Source organism: Dietzia sp. B44 (assembly GCF_014145245.1).
In the GTDB taxonomy this organism is placed as follows: domain Bacteria; phylum Actinomycetota; class Actinomycetes; order Mycobacteriales; family Mycobacteriaceae; genus Dietzia; species Dietzia natronolimnaea.
The window spans coordinates 3,822-8,253 of record NZ_JAALEF010000424.1 but is presented as its reverse complement, the minus strand read 5'-3'; the positions used below and the strand labels follow the sequence as shown (position 1 = coordinate 8,253).

The window sequence follows — 4,432 nt, the reverse complement described above, 5'->3', positions numbered from 1 at the left end:
CGGACCAGAAGGGCGCCACGCCGTTCAGCCCCACCGGTGCCGAGTCCGCCGACACCGAGGACGCCGCCCGCCAGCAGGGCGAGTTCCTCACCACCGCGCAGGGCGCACGACTGTCCGAGACCGATCACTCCCAGAAGGCGGGGCGCCGCGGCCCGACCCTGCTGCAGGATCACCACCTGCGGGAGAAGATCACCCACTTCGACCACGAGCGGATCCCGGAGCGCGTCGTCCACGCCCGCGGCGCCGGCGCCCACGGGGTCTTCGAGGCCAACGGCGCGGCGGCGAGCGTGTGCCGCGCCGGAGTGTTCGCGGAAGGTGCGCAGACCGAGGTCTTCGTCCGATTCTCCACCGTCCTCGGGTCACGCGGTTCCGCCGACACCGTGCGGGACACCCGCGGGTTCGCCACCAAGTTCTACTCCGAGGAGGGGACCTGGGACCTGGTCGGCAACAACATCCCGGTGTTCTTCATCCAGGACGCCATCAAGTTCCCGGACGTCATCCACGCCGGCAAGCCGCACCCGGACCGTGAGATCCCGCAGGCCCAGAGCGCGCACGACACGTTCTGGGACTTCGTCTCGCTCCACACCGAGGGCCAGGCGCACGCGATGTGGAACATGTCCGACCGCGGCATCCCCCGCTCCTACCGGATGATGGAGGGCTTCGGCGTCCACACCTTCCGGCTGATCAACGCCGCCGGCGAGACGAACCTGGTCAAGTTCCACTGGAAGCCTCACCTCGGCGTGCACTCGCTGGTGTGGGAGGAGGCCCAGATCGCGGCCGGCATGGATCCGGACCTGCACCGCCGCGATCTCGCCGATGCCATCGAGGCCGGCGCGTTCCCCAAGTGGGACCTGGGCATCCAGGTCTTCCCGGACACGGTGGACTCCGACGGGGTGAGCGAGATGTTCCACGGCATCGACCTGCTCGACCCGACCAAGTTCGTCCCGGAGGAGCTCGCGCCGGTCCAGGTGATCGGCACCATGACGCTCAACGCCAACCCCAAGAACTACTTCGCGGAGACGGAGCAGATCGCGTTCCACCCGGGCCACCTCGTGCCCGGGATCGACGTGACCAACGACCCGCTCCTCCAGGGCCGGCTGTTCTCCTACCTCGACACCCAGATCTCGCGGCTGGGTGGACCGAACTTCGGGCAGCTGCCGATCAACCGCCCGCACGCCCCGGTCAACGACATGCTGCGGGACGGCATGCACCAGACCGCCGACCACGTGGGGGTCGCGCCGTACAAGCCCAACAGCCTCGACGGCGGGTGCCCGTTCCTGGCCGGCGCCGACGACGGTGCCCTGGTCGAGGTGGCGCAGCACATCGCCGACGCGCAGGTGGTCCGGGACGCGCCGGCCACCTTCGACGACCACTACTCGCAGGCGACCCTGTTCTACAACAGCATGACCGAGGTCGAGAAGGAGCACATCGCCGGCGCGTACACCTTCGAGCTGGGCAAGTGCTACGAGGAGAACATCAAGACCCGGCAGGTCGAGCAGCTGGCCCGGATCGACCACGACCTCGCGGTCACCGTCGCCACCGGCCTCGGTCTGCCCGCGCCCGCCAAGGTCCCGGTGGCCGAGGTCGTCACCAGCCCCGCGCTGTCCCAGATCGGGCGGGAGTGGCCGTCTGACGGGCGCCTCATCGGGATCCTCGTCACCGAGGCCTCCGACGTCGCCGCGGTCAAGGCACTGGAGCAGGCGGTGTTCGACGACGACATGGTCCCGCTGGTCATCGCCCCGACCGGCGGCACGCTCGGTGGAAGCGATGCGGACGATGCCGAGACGGTCACGGTCTCCCGCACCTACCGCACCCAGCGGTCCATCGAGTTCGACGCCCTGGTCGTGGTGGACCTGCCCGCCGACGCGAACACGGACGTGCTGATCAGCGAGATGTTCCGCCACAAGAAGGCGATCGCCTCGCTCGCGCCCGTCGACCAGTTCGTCGACTTCGGGCTGACCGCCGACACCCCCGGTGTCGTGGTGGTGGACGAGGCGGCGGGAGTCCTGCCCGCGCTCAAGCCGCTGCTGGCGACCCACCGTGCGTGGGACCGGCCGGATCCCGCACGGATCTGAAGGCGGCACAGATCTCAAGGCGGCATAGATCTGAAGGCTGCACGGATCTGAGTGCGGCACGGATGTGAGGCCGGAGCGGTGCTGATGGCAGCGCCGCGCTGATACCCGGGGGTAGCGTCAACGGCATGACGGACAGCGAATCGACCAGCTCGTCCGGGGCCGACGACGCCGCCCCCGGGACACGCCTCGAGGCCAGGCGGGTCATCGCGGCGCCGGCGGACCGGGTGTTCGCCGTGCTCTGCGACCCCGACGGTCACGTGGCCATCGACTCCTCGGGGATGCTCCAGTCGGCCGAGGGCTCGACGGTCACGGCCTCGGGTGACCGGTTCGTCGTGCACATGGACCGGGAATCGCTCGGCGACTACGACCTCGGCCGGTACGACGTGACCGTCATCATCACCCGGTTCGTGCCGGGTGAGGAGATCGCCTGGACCATCGACGGCCAGATCAAGCCGCCGATCGGTCACACCTACGGGTATCGCCTGACGCAGCTCGCCAGCGGGACTGCGGACGGAGGCGGAGGCAGCGCCGGGGACCTCGACGGGCCGCTGACAGAGGTCGTGAGCTACTACGACTGGTCCGACGCCCATCCCAAGTGGCGCGATTCCGGCATCCTGCCGGTGCTGGACGCGTCCGCACTCAAAGCGACCCTGGGCATCCTCGAGCGGGCCGTCCGGAGAGGATACGTCCGTGGCTGATCCGACCGTCCCAGGCCAGACTCCGCCGAGTTCTGAATCGCTGAGCTCTGAACCGCTGGGTTCCGAGCCGCTGGGTTCCGAGCCGCCGCGGTCCGCGGAGATCACGTTCTCCCGCGGCCGCCTCCGTTTCCGGGCCATCGACTCCGGCCCGGCCGACGGCGAGGTCGTGGTGCTCCTCCACGGATTCCCGCAGCGCACGAGCAGCTGGGACGCGGTGGTGCCCCTCCTCCACGCGGCCGGGTTCCGCACGCTGGTCCTGGACCAGCGTGGCTACTGCTCCACCGCCCGCCCCAGGGGTCGGCGGGCATATCGACTGTCCGAGTTGGTGGGCGACGTCCTCGCCCTGCTCGACAGCGCGAACCTGCCCGCCGCCCACGTCGTCGGCCACGACTGGGGCGCGGCCGTGGCGTGGGGTGTGGCCGCCGCGCATCCCGACCGGGTCCGGTCGCTCACCGCGGTGTCGGTGCCCCACCTGGCGGCCTTCCGCCGCGCGATGATCGTCTCCGACCAGCTGCTGCGCTCCTGGTACATCGGGTTCTTCCAGTTGCCGCGGGTTCCCGAGCGGGTGCTCACTTCGGACGGAGGCCCGGCGGAACGCGCTCTCGCCACGATGGGCATGACGCCGGAGATGATCGCCCGCTACCGCAGCGAGATGGTCGCCGACGGCGCCGTTCCCGGTGGACTGGGGTGGTACCGCGCGCTGCCCTTCGCCTCACCCGGGAAGGCGACCGCCCGTGTCCGCGTGCCCACGACCTTCGTCTGGAGCGATCACGACCCGGCACTCGGCCGCGGTGGCGCCGAGCGGACCGCCCACTACGTGGACGCCGACTACCGCTTCGTGGAGATGTCCGGTGCGAGCCACTGGATACCCGAGGAACGCCCAGCTGAGCTCGCCGAGGAGATCATCGCCCGCGCGCAGAGTTGAGCCGGCGGCAGAACCACTAGCAGAGAGAGCGCCCGGGGCGCGGGGTCCGGGATCCGGGATCTGGGGTCCGGCCCCCGTCAGAACGGGGGCGGGTCGTCGTCGTGATCGCCGCGCCGCCTGCTGCGCTCGGGGCCATCTTCGGAGCTGGCGCCCGGCGACCTCCCGGGTGGCCGGTTGGGACGCGGGGACACCGGGGCGGTCACGAACCCGCGGGCCCGCGCCAGCGGGCCTGTAGGAGTTGTGGTCAGGACATGTCTGCCGAATCGGATCTTGATCCGCCCGCCGTCGAGGTACTCATAGTGGGCGTCGGAGAAGGTCTTGTACCGGTGATGCCGCCGACACATGCACATCAGGTTCTTCTCGATGGTCAGCCCGCCACTCGAGGGATCGGAGTGGTTGAAGGGGACAATATGATCTATGTCGCAGGATTCCGCCGGCACCGCGCAACCGGGATGCCGACAGGTCCCGTCTCTCATTCGGACCCGTCGCGCCAGGTCTGGAGGAATCCGATAGCGATAGGCGCTCTCACCGCCATCGTGGGTTCCGGGTCGAGTGTCCACGAGCTCGAAGGTCGCGCCCTTCGCGGACTCGAGCAGACGGGTCAGGGTCTCGAGCGCTGCTTCTCCCGTTCTGGCGAACTCTAGTTGAGGCGCTCCGACTCCGTTGGCGATCACGGTCACGCGCGGACGCAGTAGCGGCGAGACGTTCACCGGTGCGTGCACGGGGTCGTCCGC

General features: G+C 69.8%; 3 protein-coding genes. All 3 read left to right on the top strand.

Going from position 1 to position 4,432, the window contains the following annotated elements:
* Positions 1 to 2,075 (top strand): catalase (locus G6017_RS13410; protein WP_241731546.1); only part of this gene is annotated, 2,075 nt, incomplete at its 5' end.
* Between the two features lie 125 nt (positions 2,076 to 2,200).
* Entirely contained in the window at positions 2,201 to 2,773 is a 573-nt protein-coding gene (locus G6017_RS13405) for an SRPBCC family protein (protein WP_182617794.1), read from the top strand.
* Positions 2,766 to 3,698, top strand: a complete 933-nt coding sequence (locus tag G6017_RS13400) for an alpha/beta fold hydrolase (RefSeq protein WP_481787546.1) — start codon at positions 2,766 to 2,768, stop codon at positions 3,696 to 3,698. Before G6017_RS13405 ends, G6017_RS13400 begins: the two co-directional genes overlap by 8 nt.
* The last annotated feature ends 734 nt before the right edge of the window (positions 3,699 to 4,432 follow it).

What these genes read in the sequence shown, in the direction of transcription:
- G6017_RS13405 (WP_182617794.1), top strand. Translation starts at nt 2,201, where the DNA reads ATGACGGACAGCGAATCGACCAGCTCGTCCGGGGCCGACGACGCCGCC.